Genomic DNA, 21150 nt, shown 5'->3' with positions numbered 1-21150 from the left:
ACCCCGCCGAATCGGGCTCGCAATCTTATTTCTTGCCAGGGATGTCTTCAATGAGATGGATGGTGATCAGGAACGAGATGCGGCACCTTCTGGGTACCTCTTTTTGGGTGGTGCTCAGTCTGTCTCTTGGATTCGTTTTCTGTATGAATCTAGCTATGTACGACCAAATTCCCACTGACGAAGCCCATCATGACCTAGCTAGCTACGGACCGTATGTCAGTCAGTCCACCATTACTGGATTCAAGCGTGAGGCTGACAGACTTGAACCGGTGGTATCCAAAGATCTGATGGCACTTGGTCCTCAGGCTGTTCAACTGGGCGTCAAGAATTATCAGTCGGCCAGGGACCTGGTCGATTCGGTCGAGAGCTCGCGCTGGACAAATCCTTCAGTACTGAATACAGACCGGGGCAAACTGACCGGCCGCATCAATGCCTTGCCTAGCTATCGTCGGCTTGTTCATTGCCATGATGTCATGGATGCCTATCGTGGATGCAACCGGGAAGCCCTGACCGCAAGAGCTGAGAAACAGTTGCGTAAGGGCGGTAGTAATGGCATCGAACTGCCCGAATCGGTGACGAAGCGGCTTGACATCTTAAGTGGACAGTGTAGGGCGGGTATGGGCCTGGCCGCTCCTGAATTACTGGACTACACTCAGAGCAACTTCAGACTTTCAGTTTATATGGTCCCGCTTCTGGCAGCCTTGGTTGTCGTGGCCCCACGCCTTGTTAAAGACCAGGTCCATGGGGTCCGGCAGACGCAGTTGACGACACGGACCGGACGCATCTTGCCTGGGCTGCAGGTGTTCGCCATGGTCTGTGCGGGCCTGCTGATGATGCTCATGGTGGCAGCGGGATCATTCCTGATGTGGGTGCCCAAGATCGCGGGTTTGCAGGATCTTTCGGTTTTTGATGGACATGCATTGCCTTGGTTCACCTGGTCCTTGGGGGAGTATCTGGCTGTGTTCGTATTGCTCTGCCTGGGGTCCGCCTTTCTTGTTTTTCTCTTGGTTCTCTGGATTTCCATGCACTGCAGGACCTACACACGCTTGGTCTTGCTTGCAGTCCCGGTGGTGTTGCTGGCCGTTCATGTCTTTGTCGCCTGGCTTCTCGTGGATCCATGCTGTATTGGCAGTGTGGTGACTCGGATTGTGCCATTGCCCGGCATTGAGCTCTACCTAATCCTGGGACTGCTGGTTTTGACCCTTTGTCTTTGCTGGTGGTCGGCCAGAAAGCTTTGTTGCCTAGGCGATCTGAATGAAAGGAAGATCAATGAATGAACTGCCACTGAAAATGGAGGGGGTATCCTTCCATTACAAGGCTGGTGAAGCTGGAATAGACCAAGTCGGCCTGGAATGCTCGACAGGATCTTGGACCGCAGTTATGGGTCCTTCCGGAGCGGGGAAAACCACCTTGCTTTATTGCGCCTCAGGGCTCTTGCCAGTACAGCAGGGATCGGTCGAGATAGCCGGCCAGAACATAGCCAGGATGAAGGAGTCCGCCCTAACCAGGATGCGCCGCGACCATATCGGTTTCGTTTTTCAGGATTACAACCTGGTCGAGGCCTTCACCTGCTTGCAGAACGTCATGCTGCCCCAGCTCTTCGGCGGTCCCAAAGTTGGTGTCGCCCAATCGCTGCAGGCCTTGAAGATTTTGGGTCTAGATGGGTATGCGCAGCAATATCCGTCTGACATATCTGGCGGTCAAAGGCAACGCGTGGCCATTGCCAGAGCGCTGGTCGCCCAGCCAGATATGATTTTCGCGGACGAGCCCACCGGGGCACTGGATACGCGCAGCTCGGAAATGGTTCTGGATGCCCTTTCGACCTTGGTGGAGAGCGGACGGACCGTGCTCATGGTGACCCATGACCCCAATGTGGCGGCCTGGGCGCAGCGCACGGTCTTCTTGGTGGACGGCACAGTGCATTCGATATGCCAAGGATATACGGCCGAGCAGCTGTCCACTCACCTGACCAGCATGACTCAGGTCGGCCAGGGGGTAGGACGATGATGCATGCGGGTAAAGGCCAAGCAGGAAGAGGAGAAGTTCCCGGACGGGATTCCCTGCATGTATTCTCCTCGATCAGTCGACCGACCCTGTTCTCCTTGGTCTTGTCCCTGATCAGGAAGCATCGAGCATCGTACGCGGTCATGGGTCTATCCACCTTCCTGGCATCCCTGCTGACCTCTTCGACCATGCAGGTCTACCAAGCGGGAAAGTCCTTTGACAATATCGGCGATCTGAATAGGTTGAACACCTACCAGCGTCTCCAATCCAAGGTACCTTATTCAAATCTCTCCATGGTCACTATTCCGGCGCTGGCTTGCTGCCTGCTGGTGTCGGTCTTTTTGGTCCTCTCGTCGGTCACTTTTCTGATTCAGGAACGCCGACGCGAGTATGCAATGATGCGGTTGAACGGAGCCTCACGCAGGAGGATCCTGATCATAGGTATCTTGGAATTCTCGATCCCCCTGGCCCTCTCGAATCTCATTGGCTGCCTGGTCGGATCTCTCCTGACCATACCAGTTGGACGGTTTTACGCGCGCTCTGCCGAGTTCAGCGACAGTGGCATGGTTTTCACACCTCGGATTCGACCTTCCATTGCAGTTGTCACCTTCATCATGATGATGGTCGCCTGCCTGTTGGGAGTATGGATGGCTATGCGCAAGGTGGGCGGGGCAGCTCCGCTCCAGCTCATGACGGAGACCAGTGACAAAACCAAGCGGATCGGATGGATTCGTTCTTCGACAGCCCTGGTCTTCCTGATCCTGACCTTGGTGGTCGGGTTCGCCCCACTGCCTTCTATGACCCTGGACCTGCGTATTATGCTCGAGGTCGTTCTTGTCATCACTACGGTCTATTTGGCGGCTCCGATCCTGGTTGTCCTGACTGTGTCAGTCATTGGTCTGATCCCGGCGAAGGTGGCCGGGGGGCCAGGTCTTCTGGCCCTGCAGCGTGCTCGAAAGGAGAGCGCAGGCTCAACCGCTATAGCCCTCCCCGCCATGATGATCCTGACCATCGTCATTTCCCTTGTGGCAGCCATGCAGGCTGGCTCCATCGGAGGGGCGGTTCTGAGCCTATATCCGCTGAAGGCCGATGTTATGGTTACTTCCCTTGATTCGGATGCCCAAAACCGCAACCCATCCGATCTGATCGGTGGGATGCCTGAGGTTCGAGACTTTGTTACCTACCAGACTCAGCAATGGGCTATGGAAGGATCACCGGGCCAGACGGCAACGGTGGTATGGGAACCTGCCGAGCAATTGCAGGGTCAGAAAGTTCAGAGTTCGCCGAGCATTCATTTCTCCTTTGTCCAAGGGAATTCGTCTGATCTCGGTTCAGACCGCGTCGCTGTGAATCAGGATTCCTCCTATTCCATAGGCGATACCGTTCGTCTTCTTGATCGCCATGATCAACCGCATGAGGTGCGGGTCGTTGCCCTTGTTCAGTCGCCTGAGGGCATTCCAGAACTATCTGCAGGCAATAACTATCCTCTGTTTCTGACGGCGGAGGATGACCTGCCTCAATTGGGTGAAGACGCACATACGATCATTCCCATATCGGCTGTCAATCCAACAGATGCGCACGGGATTACATCCCGTCTGAAGAGTGGCCTTCAGGGCGATTTCGCGGTGCAGACCAGGCAGGAGTATATAGATGACTTCATTCAACGAGGCCTGTCCGGGCAGACGGCCATGACGGTCATGATCGTCGGCGGGACCGTTCTTGCCCTAATTTTCATGATGCAGTCCATCGCCATTTCGGCTTGGGAGCGCAAGCGGCAGAACCAGCGGCTCAATCAGATCGGGGTGGCCTGGAGGTCAATAGCCTGGTCGGGAGTGATGGAGACACTGACCGATGTGGCCGGCGGTGCAGTGATGGCGCTGCTGGGGATCGCCATTGTCGAGGGCTGTATTGCCTTGAGTTTTGTCCAGGCTGGCATGTCTATGGCTCTGACCCCTGTGCCCGTCGGCCGGTTCCTTCTGGTGACTGTGGTTCTGCTGCTGGTGGCGGTGTTCACATCCTGGGTGTGCAGCCTGCGATCCAGGAAGGCGGAAGAAGGCTGAACCTACTAGGAGGATTTTGCTTCATTAAGCAAAGTTGCGGGGCGGTGTCACAATGGAGAGCATGGGAAAGACCTTGAATAAGGCGGCTATGGTCGTCGTAACCTATAAGCGTCAGGAATTGCTGACAGGCCTGTTCGACTCCATCCTCCAGCTCACCCAGGCCCCCTGGCGGATCGTGGTGGTGGATAACGAGAATTCGGCAGACACGAGAACCATGGTCGAGCAGTTTTCTGAACGTGTGACAGGCCGTTGGGGCAGGACCATCATCGACGGCTCCGGCAATCAGGATCGTGTCGTTTATCTTCCGCAGGACCACAATGGTGGCGGCTCAGGTGGATTTTCCGCCGGTGTGCGCAAGGCATACGAGCTTGGCGCCAAATGGTTCTGGGTCATGGATGATGACGTTGCAGTGGAACCTGAAGGACTTGACCTACTCGCTAAGTGGAGTGACCGCTATCAGGTGGTGCAGGGTTCTCGGCTGGATTATGATGGCGGCCCCTTCTATTGGCAGTATCATTTTCTGACCGCCTTGGGCATTCCAGACCCGATTGCACCGGGGGAGTTCGGCCCATCGGGCTGCCGGCCTATGAACACCATGTGCTTTGAAGGAGGCTTCTTCTCGCGGCAGATTGTGGAGCAAATCGGTCTGCCTGACCCGCGCTTCTTTATCTATTGGGATGACACCATCTATGGGTATTTGGCATCCAAGGTCACACAGCCTGTGGTGGTCTCCGATGTAGTCATGCGTCGGACTCGCAACATCGCCAATTGGAACATCGCTGGTGTGCGCCAGCTCAATTCCACATCGGATATGAATCGTTACCACATCATGCGCAACCGGGGCTTTATGGCCAGGTATTTCATGGTTCATGGGGACTATCGGCCCCTGGCCTTCGCCCTAGGAACCCTGGCAACAGCTCTTAAGGAAGTCATTCGCCTTCTGGCTGTTGATCGCAGTCACATCATGACTGGTATTCCTGCCATCCTGAAGGGATGGGTGGATTCGCGCCAGATATTGCATGATCCCGACTGGAGGCCCATGGAGCCCCTCAAGGGCCAGTCAACCGGGAAACGCAACGAGCTTGAATAAATTCTGCCTGCTACTTTTCTTGACTTCCTGCCTGGAAGTACTCCATGGAACTGACTGGTCCCGCCAGGTGGAAGCCATCATCCCCATAGACGACCTTGGTCACCGCGGTGTTGTCCATGTCAGGGATGGTGCAGTGGTCGTCGATGGCTGTCAGGAACTGTTGCAGGCACATGCCTGATGAGACTACCAGGACAGGCCCGCCGCCCTCTTCGATGGCGGACTGGGCGATTCGCGTCAATACCGCAATCATTCTGCTGCGGACCTGGGCCGTGGTCTCAGCCCGATCCTGTTCCTCCAGACCGGCGGATAGGATGTCCTGGGCATCCAGCCGGTGGAAGGTGTCCTGCATATGGACGCAGATGTTCCTGCCGTAGGCTGCCTTGGCTGCAGCGAAGTTCTCGAACCCCATGGCTGTGCAGACTTGGTCCAAAGTGGTGCGCTCGTCCCGGCCCTCAAAACTTCCGAAATTATCCTCGCGCAGGTCAGGGTCCACGCCCACGCGCAGGTCTCCATTGCCGGACATATCAAGGGCCAGGCGGGCCGTTTCATACTGACGACTCAGATTGCCGCTCCAGGCTGCCCGGAAGCGAATGGACCGCAGACCCCGACCGAACTGGCGCACGTCCTCACGGCCTTGCCGGGTGAGAGGGAAATCGGACCAGCCCTGCATCAGATGCATGACATTGGCCGTCGTTCTGCCGTGACGGGTCAGGTAAAGGGTTGTTGAACCCGCTTCAATGCTCGGTTCGGTGGTGGACTGGGATGATGATGCTCCATTGTTCATAGTCCATCACCCTACACGGTCCCCTTGCCGGGGCACTGGGATACAGCCCCGGTCAGGACCTGATGAAACGGCCTCCATCGCCCCAGGTCCATGTGCCGCCGCCGGATCCGATCTGGAAATTCATTTTGGCTATGCCCAGATCCACTGCGGAGCCGTAGGCGACTGAGGGGTCCAGAGTGGCGATTGCATCGCCCGTGTTCTTGTCCCAGGCAAAAACCACGGGCTGTCCGTTCATGGCCGAAGGCGCCTTGGCGGCGGCAGCCACGCCGGCCTTGAACCATTCCGGAGCCTCCTGCCGGTCCTGCGCGCTCATGGAAGAAGTTAGCTCCTCATAGCTCTTGGAGGTTCGATGCTCGCTCTGACGTTGGCAAAGCTTGTCGAAGTCCTGGTTGCCGTAGCCGACCTGGTCGGCCGGATAGCCGATGGTGACCACCAGATAGAGCGTTTGGCTAGGGGTGATCCGGCAGTGGCGCTCGGCTAACTGACGGTCCCAGCTGCCTGACACCCATCCTGTCCCCAGTCCGTACAGGGTAGCGGCAAGAACCATGCGCTCGCCATAAAAGCCGGCTTTTTCCAGGCTCTCCTGATCATCCTTGGGTCCGACCAGGGCAAGGTAGTTGGCCGCATTGGCCAGGTGGCCGGAGGCATTGTCGGCAGCGAAGGCGTCCGGTTTGCCTAGGACCAGTTGCATGTCCAGACCGCTGAGCGTATTCAGAGCGTTCAAGGTGCTGCCGAGCTGCCTGGCGAGGTCGGGATCGATAGGCTTAGGATCGTATTCTCTGGTAGTGATGCGCACGTTAACTGCATCAATGAGCTGTGTGTGTTCGGTCATAGCCTTATTATTCCACTCAATTCTTCTTCCTGCAGTTTGTAGCACAGTGCCAGCGAAACAGCCTGACCCTGGTCCGGCTCATGCCGCTCCTACGAGTTGCAGAGGCATGGCTTGGGGTACAATCGCTACCGTGCCGGTTCGGACCCTCATCTTTGATCAGCTAAGGAGCAGCAATGATTGAAACAGCGCAGGCTTTCGGAGTGGATATTGGTGGATCCGGCATCAAGGCTGCCCCTGTTGACCTGACGATCGGCGATTTTGCAGAGCCGCGCAAGAAGATTTTGACCCCGGAGCACTCCACGCCAGAGGCTGTGGGGGTTGTTGTAAAGGAGCTATTGGACCGTTTTGAAGTTCCGTCGGATGTGCCTGTGGGCATCGCCTTCCCGGCCCCTGTCAAGCCTGACAAGCCGCTGGATTTCATGGCCAACCTGGACCAGGCCTGGGTCGGTACTAATGTCCAAGAGGTTCTTTCCAAGGCCTGCGGTAGACCCGTCAGCGTTGTCAACGACGCGGATGCGGCCGGGCTTGCCGAGGTGCAGTACGGGGCTGCCAAGGGCCAGAAGGGTCTGGTCATCGCCACCACACTGGGCACTGGCATCGGCACGGCGCTGATTTATAACGGCGTTCTGATTCCCAACAGCGAGCTGGGCCATCTGACGCTGGACGGCAAGGACGCAGAGAAGTACGCAGCATCATCGGTGCGTGACCGCAAGAAGCTGAGTTATAAGAAGTGGGCCAATCGTCTGACCAAGTACTACCGCTTGCTTGAGCACTACTTCAACCCTGACTTCTTCGTTGTTGGTGGTGGAGTCAGCAGGATGAGCGAGAAGTTCTTGCCCCACATCGACATCAAGACCCCTATTGTGGCTGCCAAGCTGCGCAACCAGGCCGGCATTGTGGGAGCCGCCTATCTGGCTGACCTTCGGCAAAAGCACCTGGGGTGAAGCAGGGCGTTTAGGCGGCTGCTGGATCGGATGAGGAGCTGAAAAATCATGCATTTTTCTCACCGCACCGGGTCTGACCGCCCCAATCGCATAGCTCTGGCCGAGTCAGAAGCACGAGCCCATGGTCTCAAGTTGGGCAGGCTGAATGATTCCAATCCCACCCGTTTCGGACTGGCCCCGGCATTTCTGCCTCAGGTCTACGAGGCCGAACCGAGGGGGCCTCGTAAGGCTCGGCAGGCTCTGGCTGAGTTTCTGACCAGGCGTCAGGGTTTGTACGGCAAGGATCGTGGTATTGCGGTTGATCCTGATAACCTCTACCTGCTCTCTTCCACATCTCAGGCCTATTCCTGGCTGATGAAGCTCCTCTGCGACCCGGGTGATGCCATTCTGGAGCCCCGGCCCGGATATCCACTGATCGAATCCATCGCCGGTCTGGAATGTGTCCGAACAATTCCATACCGCCTGGCCTACGACGGGTCCTGGGTCCTGGACCTGGCCACGGTCAGAGAGGGCTTGGAGGGGCCTGAGAGCGACCGCATCCGCGCCTTGGTCCTTATCAACCCCAACAATCCCACGGGGTCCTACATTCATCCAGAAGAACGCCAGTCGCTGCTGGAACTCTGCCAGCGGCATGGGGTGGCCATCATTGCTGATGAGGTCTTTTTTGACTATCCCTTGGATCCTCTGCCGGGCCGCGCACGACTGGCTGGGGAGGATAGGATGTTGACCTTCGCCCTGGACGGGTTCTCGAAGAGCCTGGCAGCTCCCCATGCCAAGGTGGGCTGGATTCAGGTTTCCGGGCCAGCCGACCAGGTTGCCGAGGCCAAACGCCATCTTGACATGATAGCCGACGATTACCTGCCCATGAGCCTTCTGATCACTAGGGATATGGAATCCATGCTCTCGGATATTCCCGGCCAGACCAGTCGTGTGGGGGAGCGTGTCAGGGGCAATCTCGAAATCCTCAGACAGACATTGGACCAAAAGGGGTCCTGCGTCTCCCTGCTCAGGCCTGAGGGCGGTTGGAACGTTCTGCTGCGTTTTCCCGAGGTCATCGATGAGGAGGAGCTGATTCTTCTCCTGATTGGGTCCTACGGGTTGACCGGCCAACCCGGATACTTTTTCGACATGCCAAGCAACGGATATCTGGCCCTGTCTCTTCTGCCGGAATCCTTGCGATTCCGCCGAAATGTGGACGCAGTCGTCTCAGCTGTAGAAAAAATATTGTGATTATAACCCTCCTCTTGCCTGGTTTGCTCCGATAATAAGTTCTGAACAATTGTCGGTTATGGAAGGGGGAGATTGGCACGGCTCAATGATGAGCCACTGATTGCAAGGCTGCACACGAAGGAGTGATAACTATGGTAGACGAAAATAAGGATCGAAGGGGAAATCCAACTGAGGGGGTCGGTGCTCGAGTCAGGGGAGACATCAAGGCCATGGCCTCTGTAGACGAGACTGGAAGCGCTGTCGCCGGACAGGGGGTGGATGCGAACCTGGCTCCAGATACGGGTAGAAGGCTCAACAACGCGGAGAAGTTCCGTTTTGCCATTGGCTTCGTCCTGGTATCCCTGCTTTGGGCTGCGCCCTTTACCATGGGGTCTGGGGTTCTCCTGCCTCAGATTTTCAATTCCCTGCATGGTGTCAGCGCTGAAGCTGCTCTGGGGACAATGAATTCGATCGGCTGTGTGTTCGCCTTGGTGGCCAACGTTGTTTTCGGCGCTCTTTCAGACATGTCCAGGTTCCGAGTCGGCAAACGCACTCCTTGGATCGTGCTGGGCGGTATCATCGGCGCACTTGGCTTCCTACTGGTCATCCAGTCCCATACACTTCCCATGATCATCTTCGGCTGGTGCATTGTGCAGGTGGGCATCAACTGCCTGATAGCCCCGGCCGTGGCGGTCCTCTCCGACAGGATTCCTGAGTCGACCAGGGGAACCTATTCTGCGCTGTATGGAGCTAGCCAGGTGGTCGGCCAGCAGTTGGGGACTATCATTGGTAGCTCGTTCATAGCCAACATCCATACCGGCCTGGTAGTCGCCATGATCATCTTCCTCTTCTCCGGTATTCTCACCGTGCTGATCTGGCCCCGGGAGAAGTCGGCTGCCAACACGGTCGTGGAACGAACCTGGGCGGATGTCGGCCGGTCCTTCATACCTCCCACTAAGAATTGCCGCGACTTCTACCTGGCGCTTCTGGGCAGGTTCACTTTCGTCGTCGGCTGCTTCATGATTCAGGGCTACCAGCTTTACATACTGCAGAAGTACTGCCACCTGAGCGATGCCCAGGCCGCATCCACACTCAAGATCATGGCCTTGATCTCGGTTGTGACCACCATTTTGGCCTCCGTTGTATCGGGCCCGCTCTCGGACTTCCTGCACAGGCGGAAGGTGATCGTAGCCACCAGCTGCCTGATTCTCGCCGTCGGCATACTCTTCCCCTTCCTGATGCCAACCGCCACGGGCATGTACTTCTATGCTGCTCTGGCTGGAATCGGCAACGGTTGCTATATGTCAGTCGACCAGGCGCTGAACGTCGATGTGCTGCCGAATGCCAAGGAAGCCGGCAAGGACCTGGGCATCCTCAACCTGGCCAATACAATCGGCCAGGTGATCGCCCCCGGGTGCACGACTTTGGTCATTGGCCTCTTCGGAGGCTACAGGATGATCTTCCCGGTCGCTATCGTTTGTCTGCTGGTGGGAACCGTATTCATCATGATGATCCGCAAGGTCAAGTGAGTCTGAAAACCTGTAATCCGGAGCTGTGCTGAGCAGCGGTCCGGTCAATCGAACCCGAAAGAAAAAGACATGAAAGGGAAAAAGACATGACAGAAGAATCACATACCAAAGCCAAGGATCTGGAGCTGCAAGAGGAGGCCTCACTGACCTCGGGGTCGGACTCCTGGCACCTGCAGGGGCTGCCTGACAAGGGCTATGAAGGCTATATGATCACAGACGGTCCATATGGCTTGCGCAAAGCCACTGGCTCCGACGTCTACGGATCGGTCCCGGCCACCTGCTTTCCCCCGACTGCGGGGCTGGCCTCCTCCTGGAACCCCGATCTGACCTACCAGGTGGGCCAAGCCATGGGCGAGGAGTGCATCCAGGAGAAGGTGGCCGTGATTTTGGGCCCCGGCATCAACATCAAGCGCAGCCCTCTGGGTGGCCGCAACTTCGAGTTTTACTCGGAGGATCCTGTGCTGGCCGGGCATGAAGCCGCAGGTTTGGTCGAGGGGGTCCAGTCAAAGGGAGTGGGAACCTCTCTGAAGCATTTTGCAGCAAACAACCAGGAGACCGACCGGCTCAGGGTCAGCTCTGACGTGGACGCACGCACCCTGCGCGAGATCTACCTGCCGGCCTTTGAATACGTGGTCAGGAATGCCAAGCCCTGGACCATTATGTGCGCTTACAACAAGATCAATGGGGTCTTCAGCTCAGAGAATCGCTGGCTCCTGACGGACGTTCTGCGCGGCGAGTGGGGCTACCAGGGCATGGTCATGTCCGATTGGGGGGCCGTCCACAACAGGGTCAACGCTCTGCAGGCCGGACTCAACCTGGAGATGCCGCCCTCCCGCACTGATGACCAGGTGGTCCAGGCTGTGCAGGCCGGCCAGCTTGACAAGGAGCAGCTGGACCGGATGGCACAGGGGATTCTGGATCTGATTGACAAGGCACGTCCGGCCATGTCTCACCAGGGATATCGTTACGATGTTCAGGAGCACAACAACATGGCTCGTCGGGCTGCCCAGGAGTCCATTGTCCTCTTGCGCAACGAGGACCGGATTCTGCCCCTTGATCCGAAAGAGAAGGTCGCTGTCATTGGTGAATTTGCACGGACTCCGCGCTATCAGGGTGGGGGTTCCTCGCACATCACGCCGACCGAGGTCTCCTCGGCTCTGGATGGCTTCAAAGAGGTTGGCACGAATGTGGACTTCGCTCCCGGGTTCACCTTTGATGACAAGGAGCAGGATCCTGCTCTGACCCAGCAGGCGCTTGATGTTGCGCGCGGAGCCGATACTGTTGTGCTCTTCCTGGGGTTGCCTGAAGATGCCGAGTCCGAGGGCTTTGACCGCACCAGCATGGATCTTCCTGACAAGCAGGTGGCTCTGCTCAAGGCTGTCTCCGAGGTCAACGACCGGGTGGTCGCCGTCCTCTCCAATGGAGCAGTGGTGACGGTTGCCGACTGGATGGACAAGACCAAGGGCCTGCTGGAGACCTGGCTGCTGGGCCAGGAGGGTGGACGCGCGGTGGTGGACGTGCTGACTGGTGCTGCCAACCCGTCGGGCCATCTGCCTGAAACCATTCCGGTTAGGCTGGAGGACAACCCCACCATTACATCCTTCCCCGGCGAGGAGGGTCACTCCCGTTATGGCGAGGGTGTCTACGTGGGATACCGATACTACGACACCTTCCAGCGCCCGGTGGCCTTCCCCTTCGGATTCGGGCTGTCCTATGCCGACTTTGACCTGGATCAGGTAACGGTGACCAAAACCGGCGCCAACTCGGCTCGGGTGGAGGTGACTGTGACCAACACCTCGCAGGTGGACGGCGCTCAGACCGTGCAGGTTTACGTGGCCCCCTGCGCCAGCCGGGTGAATCGGCCCAGCCATGAGCTCAAGGCCTTCACCAAGGTCTTCCTGAAAGCCGGACAGTCCAGCCGGGTGAGCATGGACCTGACCGAGCGCGACTTCGCCTACTGGTCCACGGCTATGGATGCCTGGCATGTGGAGGCGGGCACTTACCGCATCCAGGTGGGTACTTCTAGCCGAGATCTGGTTGCAGAAGAGGACCTGCAGGTGGATGGCGACGGCAGGTTCATTCCGCTGAATGCCGAATCGACTATGGCCGAGTGGCGCGAGAATTCGATTGGCGGGCCCATCTTGCGCGATCGTATCGATAAGGATGGCATACCGCTGCCTGACGATCCCAACACGGCTCAGCTTTTCGATACCATGCCTCTGGCATCGGTCATCACCTTGTCAGGCGGCGATGGCAATGGCATCGTGGCTGACATGGTCGACCGGTATCACCAAGTCCTCAAGCAGCAGGGCCTGGACTCCTGACATCACTGTCGGCTGGGCTCAGGGTGCTAGGAACCAGACGGCTACGTTCATGGCCTGACTGGGGTCGAAGTGCTCCAGCATGACCATGGCGTTGATCAAGGTCAGGACCAGACCAGCCAGACAGGTCAGTGTCAGTAGACTCATGACGGCCGCTCCCGCTCTGGAGCGGCCGCCTTCGTATGCTGAGGATGCGGCGGCCATGATTACAACGGCAACCAGGCAGATCAGCCAGGCGAAGTCGATGGTGTAGCGCACCGAGAAACCGCCCACATAGGAGTCTGCAGCCATTACCAGAGCCGCCAAGGCCAGGGCCAGGGTCAAGGTGGTCATCCATCCCCGGAGCTGCAGTTCTTTTCGCACCCGGGGCAGAGCAAGAAGAGCAAGGGCCAGTACGAGAACCGGTGTGGTGACTAACAGCCCGCCCAGGCCAGGCTCGGTGAAGTGCCAGACCCGCATGGGAGCGGGGGAGAATTGCAGGTAGGGGAAGACCGGCAGGGTGGTCAACGGCTGCAGAAGGTAGTAGCCAAAGATCTGAAGCAAGCCCTGGGTGCCAGGATGATAGTTGGTCAGATCCAGGACTGTCATCTGATACCTATTGCCGAAGTCCAGCAGGGACCCGAAGCGCCAGCGGTTGTACCAGAGCAGGGGAGCGGCTACCAGGAGGACCGGCAACAGGCCACAGACCAGCAGCGACAGCGCCCGTTTCTGAGACAGGTCGGCAGGATGGCTCCTGCGAGCGAACAGGGTGTTGATGACTGCCCTTATTTCCTTGGCAAACAGGGGTAGCGCCAGTAGTCCGGCAGCCAAGAAAGTGGGTCGGCAGCCCAGGGTGGCAGCTATTGACAGCGAACCCAAAAAAAGTCGAGGTCTGGACAGTTGCCATGGTTGGTCCCCGTCCTCCACGGTCCACATCCGCGTTGATCCACGATCCGAATGCTTACCGGCATCTGCAGGCTGTCGATGGACCCGTCTGGCCCCCATCCAGAGCCAGAGTCCAGTCATGACCGCCAATATGGAGGCATCGAAGGGAATCGTATAGAAGTTGCGGCGGCACCAGAGATAGACCATGCCGGATCCTTCCAGCATGGTTATAAGAGCCATGCCGACCACGGCCAGGCTGACCCGGGGGAACCATCGTGCCAGCAGGCGGATGGTGGCCAGGGTGGTCATGATGATGGCCGACGTGACCAGCAGGGCGGCAGCCGAACTGGTGGGCAGGGCATACCCGCCCGGATGCGCCAGGCTGGTCACCGCCCTGTAAGGCAGAAAGAGCAGCAGTACCGGCAGGACACCGAAGTAGGAGTACCAGTGGCCATTGTGATAGACATAGTCCCAATATATGGGTTGCTGGTCCTGGGCCAACAGTGCGTTGCGGGTGGCTATGTCAAAGGGGTTGGCTGCCTTGGACAGACCCGGCGCCTGGCCCAGATCCAGCCAAGGGTGTCCATGCAGAAGGGCCTGCGCCACATGATCGTACTGGTTGAAGTCGTAGACGTAGGCCTGTGGGTGATGGTAGGCCACGGGGGTAAAGGTGGACAGATCATACTGGATGCTCCAGCAGGACCAGACTGCCAGCGGAGCCAAAATCAGGGCCAGGGCCAGGCGCTGGCTTATCGAACCCGTATCCAGCCGGGTTCGCCAGAGGACCGAGCCGGGCAGGTAGCCTAGTATCAGTGCCGCCAGACAGGCCAGCATCAGTATCCGCGCTGGGTTGAGTTCCAGGGGTACCACATCGGCCGGAGTCATTCCGGTCAGCTCCAGCTGAGATCCGACGGGCTCCTGTATCCACAGTCGCATGGCCTGGATCCGACCGCCGTTGGGATTGCCTCTGATGCGTAGATAGTGGCTACGGGCCTGACCGGGGCAGATCAGCCCTCGGGTGCCCTGGGTCCAACCCTTGTCGCCGGCCAGGTGCAGGTCCAGACGTACATGAATCTGCGACAAGGGTGAACCCTTGATGTCTTCTGCCAGCTGAGCCTGAAGGAAGGATGCCCGTCCATTGGCGACAGGGACGTCCATCCAGGCACCAGCTGGATCGGTGACCTTCAGTCCTCCGCCCGGCAACGGGGACAGCCCTGGTCCCAGCTGGTGCGATTGTGAGGCGACATCGCCAGCAGTCCTTGTCGGAGAGTTTGAGGATGAACCCGACAGCGACTGCCAATGGGCCAGATTGAAGACCCCCAGTTCCAGGGTGAGCACAACAAAAAGTGCCAGCAGCAGGCGGATGGCTGCGCCCCTGGCCGGGGTGGGGCGTCTCAGGGCTGGCAGAGTCATCACGGTTTTATTCTAACGGCGACATGTCGGGCTGGATTGGGACAATCAAAGGTATGTCCAAGAACGCGAAGAAGTCCCGGGGGTTCGGGGATCTGTCCGGCCTGGGCCGTTCCATTCTTTCCTCACTGGAGGGACTGGTCGGCTCCTCTCGTCCGACTACTGGGAGTCGCGGGGATCGTCCCCTGGATTCTTCGGTGGCCGACATGGTCGATCTGATCAACCGGACGGGGCACCACCCAGATGATCGGCAGATGCGCGAATTTCTGGCCTCCCACAGCCGTGTTCTGGGCATCGCCGTCAAGCGTCGGCTTTTTCCGCGCCTGCAGGGCGTTCCCGATGGTCTGACACTTGGCTGGGTCCAATGGCCTGATGCACCAGGCCGCGGCTTTGCGCTAGGTATCTTCACCGATCGTCGTCACTTCGCCCAGATTGCTCTGGCCGACGACCATGGCCGGGTCTTCATCGGCGAGCAGAGCCGGATGGACTTACAGAACATGGAGCCTGCCTTCTTGCTGGGCCGGGAGGAGGAGGTGACCCTGGCCGACGGTCGTCGGCTGGGCCGCGATCCGGGTCAGGATTCGGGGCCGGTCCGCGCCCTGCAGGGTGCTGTAGCAGGCCGTGACGATGCCGGCCACATGCGTTGGCTGGCCTCCTGGCTGCGAGCCGATGGTCGCTATTCACTTGAGCAGCTGCGTCCGCTCCTGCCTCCTGAGATGCGCCTGGACCTGGAGTACAGGGATGCCGTGGCCATCGCCTTCTTCGCTGCTTACCTGCTGCCGCGCATCCAGGGAACCTTCACTGGGTTCGGCTCGGGCAACATCTTCTACCGGCTCAACCGGGAGGCGCCCATGGGAGCCATCCGACGCAGCGTGGGTGACATGATCCAGGCACGCTCCCATGGACAGCGGGTCTCCGGTCTGGAGGATCTGTTCGCCGACCTGATGCGCGAGGCTGGGGCCCTATCGCCCGTCTCAGGCCTTGAGGCCGTTCATGGGGCGGAGCCCCTGCATCTGTATGCTTCCTCTTATTCGGGCGCCTACTTCCTTAGCTGGGACAATGGGCTGGAGTTCACTGCCGCCCTTGCGGCCCTGCGCATCGAGGGTAACCTCAACAGGTTCGCCGCCGTCAGCGCCTGGCTGGAGCGCAATGCGCGACTGGGAACGCTGCCCACCGAGGACTCGATCAACCGAGTCCAGGCAACCCGGCTGGACCAGGCGCTTTTGGATGATCCTGCCATTGTCGCCTTGCTGCGCCCGGGGGACTATCCGATTCGCTTCGACCCCCTGGAGGACGACGGGCGGACTGCCATCAATGCCATGGTCGACAAGGCTGCGGCGACCGCCGTTATGGTGAGTCAACAGGCTCCCCAGGCGCTGCCTGTGCGAGCGGACGGCCAGGGTCAGGAGCCGGTGCGATCCGAATGGGTCTACCGGCAGACGCTGTCCATGCTGATGCGATCCCTCCGTCTGCCCTTCCGCTTCGATGTGGAGTTCAGGTCCAATCTCGCCCAAGGACAGGTGGCCCTGGCCTTCACTGCGGCAGGACGCACCATGATGCCCTCCAGCCGCTATGAGGACCAGTCGCGGGCGTGGCGGGATCTGGACGACGGCGAGCGATCCGCCATGAGCGCTGACTACAACCTGCGCGTCGGGCTGATGATGGCTGCTCTGGCCTTTGGGGTGGATCCGTCCGTGCGCGAGGTCAGCCTGCAGATCGACTCCATCGGTCTGGAAGAGGCTGTCGACCAGCAGAACTCGGCTATCAGGGCCATGATGGGACAGGCCCTGGAGGCCTTTGAGCGCATGCGTTCAGGCGAGGTGGCCCCCACCGGGTCCAAGGCTGATCCCAAGGATGGCGACGTGCACGGTGATCCCACCAAGCCCATTGCCTCCCGGATGGCTCCGGAGCAGCAAGAGGGGAACGAGGAGGACAAGGCCGAGGATCAGGGTGAAAAGGAATCTGTGGACCGTGAGTTCAAGGATCTCATGCAGGGCGTGGACCTTGACTCTGCCGCCTTTGCGCCGCCGTCGTCAGCCAATGAATCCGACGCGGATGAGTCGACTGCTGATGATGCATCGAAGGAGGATGTCTCGAATGATGATGCCTCTGCAGACAAGACTGACGACGACGCATCGCAGAATCCGCTCAGCGCCCTGCAGAGCAATCCGACCATCCGCACCCTGGTCTCGGTGGTATTCAGCAGGGAGCTCTTCCTCTCCCGCATCCGTTCACAGGGTTTGAAGGATCCACGTGCCATCTACCGCTTCTTCGACGCGGCCATGCAGGTGGATCTCCAAGGCGGGCTCAAGCCTACTGAGGCTGAGTTTGACATGCGCGATGACCGCTTCAGCCCCCATGGCAGTCAGGAGGAACCCGAGTTCTCCGAGGTGGCCTTTGCTGACAAGTCTGCCAAGGCCCTGGGCGCACATAAGGCCGTGGATCTGTCCATCCAGCGTGCCGACCTGTTGCAGAGGGCTGTAGGCGGTTTCCACCAGCTGGCCTCGGACCGGACCATGACATCAGCGGCCAAGGCCCAGGCGGCCACAGGCATCATCCAGAGTATTGGCGACCCGGAGCTGGAACAGCTGGCCCCCCAGGTTGCCAGTGCCATGATCGATGGCACCCCTGTTCCAGACTTTGACTTCTCACTGTCCTCCCAGCTGGACAAGGAGCGCGTCAAAGCCCGTGATCTGCTCTTCTCCGGTGGGGCAGCCCAGGGCATACAGGTTGAACAAGACGCTATCGCTCATCTGGATGCCGTCTTTGCGGCCGAAGGCCAGGTACCCCGCTACTTCAACTCCTATGCCGAGCGGGTGGTCTACAACCGCCTCTTCGCCACACCGGGAGAGCGGACCCTGCTCATTCCTGACAACCTCTTCTATGCCCACTTGGAGATAGCTGACCTGCTGGCCCAGATCAAGGAGGACCAGGCGGCCCTCAAGCATCTGAACGCCATGGTGGCCTATGCGCCCGCCTATCCGCTTTCCCACCTGAAGCTGGCGGTCATGCTGGCTAACCGGGAGGACTGGGATTCGGCACGGGCTGCCACGCTCAACGCCCTGCGGGTGGCTTTGGATCGGGACGACGCCTCCTTCGCCTACTATCGCCTGGCCTATGCCTCATGGATGCGCGACGAGTTTGACGTGGCTGCGGCGGCCTACCTGATGAGCGAGCACATCAGTCCCGATCGGATACCAGCCCTCAAGAGCGAGCTTGCCGAGCTGCAGGCCAGGGCCCGCTCCCAGTGCGTGGTCCTGCCAGAAGACCACAGGCAGGCCCGCCGGGTGCTGGCAGAACACGGCCTGCCGGTCTGGCCTCACACCGAGGTGGCTTCGATAGTGCGCCAGGCAGCGCGCATCTGTGTGGATGGTGGGCTCTTCGTCCCGGCCCGAACACTGTCAATGGCGGCCGCAAGGATGAACGACGACGATAATGAAGGTGTTGATGTGGTACAGGCACAGTTCATGAGGTCGCTCAATGCATGACAAAACAGCTCAGGAAGATATTCAGCAAACCCGTGATGAGGGCGGGAATGCCGAGTCCAGGCCCAGGCCGGGCACTGACCGATGGATAGCCTCCCTGCAGCCCGACGATGCTGATGCCATGCGACTGGGGGAGTTGGATCTTGACTCTCTGGGAGCCCAGCAGGCCCAGCGTCTCTGGTCCAGACTGGCTGCCTGGGTGGAGTCCGACCAGGTCGCCTACTACATAGACGATGCGCCGGTCTCCTCTGATGCGGCCTATGATGCCCGGATGCGCTGCCTACAGGAGCTGGAGTCCCGCTTCCCCAGCTTGGACACACCCCAGTCGCCGACGCACCGGGTCGGAGGGACTTTCTCCAACGACTTCGCTTCCGTCCGTCACCCCTCCCAGATGCTCAGCCTGGATGACGTCTTCAGCGTCGCAGAGCTGCGTCAGTGGTATGACGGACTTCGTAACGAGCTCGACTGGCCAGAGGGCAAGGCCCTGCCCATGACCAGCGAGGTCAAGATAGACGGTCTGGCCCTCAACCTCCTCTACCGTAACGGGGTCCTGGAGCAGGGCCTGACAAGGGGGGACGGCGTTACCGGGGAGGACATCACCCTGAACGTCAGGACCATTTCGAGCATTCCGCAGAACCTGTCTGGGCCTGCCAGTGATATTCCCGAGTTCGTGGAGGTCCGTGGCGAGGTCTTCATGCGGTTCGATGACTTCAATGCCTTGAACGAGCAGCAGGAGCAGGAGGGCAAGGCGCCCTTCGCCAACCCCCGAAACGCCGCCGCGGGGTCACTGAGGCAGAAGGATCCGCGCATCACGGCCAGCCGCCGTCTGAGCTTCTACGCCCATGGCCTTGGCTCATTGAGATGGGGACCGGCCCATCCCAGGGGGACTCATGACGAGGTCATCGACCAGTCCCAGGCTTATGACCTCTATAAGCAGTGGGGAATCCCGGTCTCCCCCCACAATCGGGTCGTCACGTCCTTCGGCCAGATCCTGAACATGATCGACTATTACGGCCAGCACCGCAATGACATCGAACATGCCTTGGACGGCATCGTGGTCAAGCTGCAGGACCGGGATCTTCAGCGCAGGCTGGGTGCTACTTCACGTGCGCCCCGTTGGGCCGTGGCCTACAAATACCCCCCGGAGGAGGTCAATACCCGGCTTCTGGACATCACCGTCCAGGTGGGCCGGACCGGGCGAATCACCCCGGTGGCTGTTCTCACTCCGGTCACTGTGGCAGGATCCACGGTCTCCAGGACCACCCTTCACAACGCCTCCGAGGTCAAGCGCAAGGGCATTCTGATTGGGGACACGGTCGTGGTTCGCAAGGCAGGCGATGTGATCCCTGAGCTGGTCGGACCGGTTATCGAGGCCAGGAAGGGGCGCGAAAAGGAACTGAGACCCTTCATCATGCCCGAGACCTGCCCCAGCTGCGGTGCCCGGCTGGCCCCGGCCAAGGAGGGCGATGTGGACATCCGTTGCCCCAATGTGGAGTCCTGCCCGGCCCAGCTGACCGAGCGGATCATCCACATGGCCTCTCGAAAGGCTCTGGACATCGAGCATCTTGGGGAGCAGAGCGCCATAGCCCTGACCAACCCCGATGAGAACCGGCCCGATTCCGTGGAGGTCTACGCTCCCGGCCTGCGTGAGGTCCTGGTCGACCAAGGCGGCCAGGCAGCCCAGTATCAGCCGGACCCGGACCTGAAGCTTCCGCCTCGTCAGGAACCTGTCCTGACCAGCGAGGCGGGTCTCTTCGACTTGAAGGTGGAGGATTTGCGCCAGGTCTATGTCTGGCGTGAGGTTCCCCTGATGGAGCAGGCGGAGGTCGAAGGCCGGCAGGGACGTGCCACAACCAAGCGCCGGACTGGCGGCAGCGGTCTCTGGTACCGGGTGCCTGCCTTCTACAACCTGCCCAAGGGCGCCCAGGCTGGCCAGGGCGAGCGGGCTATGAACAGCCATGAGACCCAGGTCCAGGAGGCCGCCCTGGGCAGTGCCGACGCCCAACCCTCCAGGAACACCCTGCAGATGCTTGAAGAGATCGACAAAGCCAAGCATGCCGACCTGTGGAGGGTCCTGGTGGCCCTGTCCATCCGACACCTGGGACCGACCTCGGCCCGGGCCATCGCCACCCGCTTCCCGTCGCTCAAGGCCGTGGAGGAAGCCAGCGTGGAGGACCTGTCCGAGCTGGACGGTGTGGGCCCCGAGATCGCGCACTCCATCCACGACTGGTTCCAGGGTGCTCGGCAGCCCGACGACTGGCGTGGACGCATCCTGGATGCCTGGCAGGCAGCTGGCGTGGGCGCTCATGTCGAGCGCAGCACTAAGCCACAGACTCTAAAGGGCATGACTGTGGTGGTCACTGGCAGCCTGGAGGACTTCTCCAGGGACTCCGCCAAGGAGGCCATCGTGGAGCGCGGCGGCAAGGCTTCAGGATCCGTAAGTAAAAAAACCACCTATGTGGTGGTGGGCGCCAACCCGGGCTCCAAGGCCGACAAGGCTGAGAGTCTGGGCCTGCCAATCCTGGACGAGGCGGCCTTCCACCGCCTGCTTGACACTGGCGATCCCAGCCCAGCCCAAGGTTGATTGTGACATTCGCAATATCCGACCAGCCGCGCCC

The 21150-nt window shown here is 59.6% G+C and carries 13 protein-coding genes; 10 read left to right on the top strand and 3 right to left on the bottom strand.

Annotated features, from left to right (window positions below; translation table 11 throughout):
- Positions 1–77: 77 nt before the first annotated feature.
- The 4 genes from ACVWNW_RS01290 (at position 78) to ACVWNW_RS01275 (ending at position 5154) form a co-directional block, all read left to right on the top strand.
- A complete protein-coding gene (locus ACVWNW_RS01290) occupies positions 78–1277 on the top strand; it encodes a hypothetical protein (protein ID WP_461196298.1) in 1200 nt (399 codons plus the stop codon).
- Positions 1270–2007 carry an ABC transporter ATP-binding protein gene (locus ACVWNW_RS01285; protein ID WP_101432577.1) on the top strand — a complete coding sequence of 246 codons (738 nt, stop codon included), beginning with the start codon at positions 1270–1272 and terminating at the stop codon, positions 2005–2007. Before ACVWNW_RS01290 ends, ACVWNW_RS01285 begins: the two co-directional genes overlap by 8 nt.
- 140 nt (positions 2008–2147) lie before the next feature.
- On the top strand, positions 2148–4064 hold the full coding sequence (locus ACVWNW_RS01280) for an FtsX-like permease family protein (protein WP_454482568.1): 1917 nt from the start codon (positions 2148–2150) through the stop codon (positions 4062–4064).
- Between the two features lie 61 nt (positions 4065–4125).
- Positions 4126–5154 carry a glycosyltransferase gene (locus ACVWNW_RS01275; RefSeq protein WP_454482567.1) on the top strand — a complete coding sequence of 343 codons (1029 nt, stop codon included), beginning with the start codon at positions 4126–4128 and terminating at the stop codon, positions 5152–5154.
- Positions 5155–5164: 10 nt separating this feature from the next.
- On the opposite strand, the gene ACVWNW_RS01270 is transcribed toward ACVWNW_RS01275, so the two are convergent.
- Positions 5165–5938, bottom strand: a complete 774-nt coding sequence (locus tag ACVWNW_RS01270) for a histidine phosphatase family protein (protein ID WP_454482566.1) — start codon at positions 5936–5938, stop codon at positions 5165–5167.
- A gap of 52 nt (positions 5939–5990) precedes the next feature.
- On the bottom strand, positions 5991–6770 hold the full coding sequence (locus ACVWNW_RS01265) for a nitroreductase family protein (RefSeq protein ID WP_454482565.1): 780 nt from the start codon (positions 6768–6770) through the stop codon (positions 5991–5993).
- A 173-nt stretch (positions 6771–6943) separates the two neighbouring features.
- Between ACVWNW_RS01265 and ppgK the strand changes: the two genes are divergently transcribed.
- The 4 genes from ppgK (at position 6944) to ACVWNW_RS01245 (ending at position 12776) form a co-directional block, all read left to right on the top strand.
- Positions 6944–7714 carry a polyphosphate--glucose phosphotransferase gene (ppgK, locus tag ACVWNW_RS01260; RefSeq protein WP_110413135.1) on the top strand — a complete coding sequence of 257 codons (771 nt, stop codon included), beginning with the start codon at positions 6944–6946 and terminating at the stop codon, positions 7712–7714.
- A gap of 48 nt (positions 7715–7762) precedes the next feature.
- On the top strand, positions 7763–8944 hold the full coding sequence (locus ACVWNW_RS01255; protein WP_454482564.1) for a pyridoxal phosphate-dependent aminotransferase: 1182 nt from the start codon (positions 7763–7765) through the stop codon (positions 8942–8944).
- Positions 8945–9075: 131 nt separating this feature from the next.
- On the top strand, positions 9076–10452 hold the full coding sequence (locus tag ACVWNW_RS01250; protein ID WP_232348592.1) for an MFS transporter: 1377 nt from the start codon (positions 9076–9078) through the stop codon (positions 10450–10452).
- A gap of 86 nt (positions 10453–10538) precedes the next feature.
- A complete protein-coding gene (locus ACVWNW_RS01245; protein WP_198190956.1) occupies positions 10539–12776 on the top strand; it encodes an exo-alpha-(1->6)-L-arabinopyranosidase in 2238 nt (745 codons plus the stop codon).
- An 18-nt stretch (positions 12777–12794) separates the two neighbouring features.
- On the opposite strand, the gene ACVWNW_RS01240 is transcribed toward ACVWNW_RS01245, so the two are convergent.
- Positions 12795–15053, bottom strand: coding sequence for a hypothetical protein (locus ACVWNW_RS01240; protein WP_454482563.1), 2259 nt, complete (start codon positions 15051–15053; stop codon positions 12795–12797).
- 50 nt (positions 15054–15103) lie between these two features.
- On the opposite strand from ACVWNW_RS01240, the gene ACVWNW_RS01235 reads away from it, so the two are divergent.
- Positions 15104–18535, top strand: a complete 3432-nt coding sequence (locus ACVWNW_RS01235) for a tetratricopeptide repeat protein (protein ID WP_454482562.1) — start codon at positions 15104–15106, stop codon at positions 18533–18535.
- Complete coding sequence (gene ligA / locus ACVWNW_RS01230) at positions 18528–21116, top strand: NAD-dependent DNA ligase LigA (protein WP_454482560.1); 2589 nt, start codon at positions 18528–18530, stop codon at positions 21114–21116. The genes ACVWNW_RS01235 and ligA overlap by 8 nt, the downstream gene beginning before the upstream one ends.
- Positions 21117–21150 lie beyond the last annotated feature (34 nt).

The sequence above is a fragment of the Bifidobacterium sp. JNUCC 75 genome (assembly GCF_054819865.1).
Note: the sequence above shows the minus strand (reverse complement) of the source record. Positions and strands in the feature narration are given on the sequence as shown.

What these genes read in the sequence shown, in the direction of transcription:
- ACVWNW_RS01290 (WP_461196298.1), top strand. Translation starts at nt 78, where the DNA reads ATGCGGCACCTTCTGGGTACCTCTTTTTGGGTGGTGCTCAGTCTGTCT.
- ACVWNW_RS01285 (WP_101432577.1), top strand. Translation starts at nt 1,270, where the DNA reads ATGAATGAACTGCCACTGAAAATGGAGGGGGTATCCTTCCATTACAAG.
- ACVWNW_RS01280 (WP_454482568.1), top strand. Translation starts at nt 2,148, where the DNA reads ATGGGTCTATCCACCTTCCTGGCATCCCTGCTGACCTCTTCGACCATG.
- ACVWNW_RS01275 (WP_454482567.1), top strand. Translation starts at nt 4,126, where the DNA reads ATGGGAAAGACCTTGAATAAGGCGGCTATGGTCGTCGTAACCTATAAG.
- ACVWNW_RS01270 (WP_454482566.1), bottom strand. Translation starts at nt 5,938, where the DNA reads ATGAACAATGGAGCATCATCATCCCAGTCCACCACCGAACCGAGCATT.
- ACVWNW_RS01265 (WP_454482565.1), bottom strand. Translation starts at nt 6,770, where the DNA reads ATGACCGAACACACACAGCTCATTGATGCAGTTAACGTGCGCATCACT.
- ppgK (WP_110413135.1), top strand. Translation starts at nt 6,944, where the DNA reads ATGATTGAAACAGCGCAGGCTTTCGGAGTGGATATTGGTGGATCCGGC.
- ACVWNW_RS01255 (WP_454482564.1), top strand. Translation starts at nt 7,763, where the DNA reads ATGCATTTTTCTCACCGCACCGGGTCTGACCGCCCCAATCGCATAGCT.
- ACVWNW_RS01250 (WP_232348592.1), top strand. Translation starts at nt 9,076, where the DNA reads ATGGTAGACGAAAATAAGGATCGAAGGGGAAATCCAACTGAGGGGGTC.
- ACVWNW_RS01245 (WP_198190956.1), top strand. Translation starts at nt 10,539, where the DNA reads ATGACAGAAGAATCACATACCAAAGCCAAGGATCTGGAGCTGCAAGAG.
- ACVWNW_RS01235 (WP_454482562.1), top strand. Translation starts at nt 15,104, where the DNA reads ATGTCCAAGAACGCGAAGAAGTCCCGGGGGTTCGGGGATCTGTCCGGC.
- ligA (WP_454482560.1), top strand. Translation starts at nt 18,528, where the DNA reads ATGCATGACAAAACAGCTCAGGAAGATATTCAGCAAACCCGTGATGAG.